The organism is Komagataeibacter intermedius TF2 (genome assembly GCF_000964425.1).
GTDB lineage: Bacteria > Pseudomonadota > Alphaproteobacteria > Acetobacterales > Acetobacteraceae > Komagataeibacter > Komagataeibacter intermedius.
Genome location: NZ_BANF01000644.1, coordinates 1 through 395, shown reverse-complemented (window position 1 = coordinate 395; position 395 = coordinate 1). Strand labels below are relative to the sequence as shown.

At 53.2% G+C, this 395-nt stretch carries 1 protein-coding gene; it reads right to left on the bottom strand.

Features of this window, described 5'->3' with window-relative positions; all coding sequences use genetic code 11:
• Positions 1-185: 185 nt before the first annotated feature.
• Positions 186-395 (bottom strand): ATP-binding domain-containing protein (locus B7449_RS18885; RefSeq protein WP_048884084.1); only part of this gene is annotated, 210 nt, incomplete at its 5' end.

The window sequence follows — 395 nt, the reverse complement described above, 5'->3', positions numbered from 1 at the left end:
CGACGGGTCAAATGAAATCACCGCATTCGACGCATCAAGAATATGGCGGGTGGAACGGAAGTTCTCCTCCAGCTTGAACATCTTCGCATCAGGAAACTCATGCGGGAAGTTCCGCAGGAAGCCGACTTTCGCCCCCCGCCAGGAATTTATGTGGAATACAATTTCACAACCTCAAAAAAGCAATTTTAAGGTTTCTTTAGGCGGGATATATGACCTGTACCTGACGTACCCACCAGCCAGTCTCTCAGTTTTGACCAACGTAGCCTTCCGCCCTGATTTCGCACAGCTATGGCCAGAGCCTTCTTCTGTCCCACAAGCACGACCAGCTTCCGGCCCCGTGTCACGCCGGTATAGAGCAGGTTCCGCGCCAGCATGGCGTAATGCTGCGTCACCAG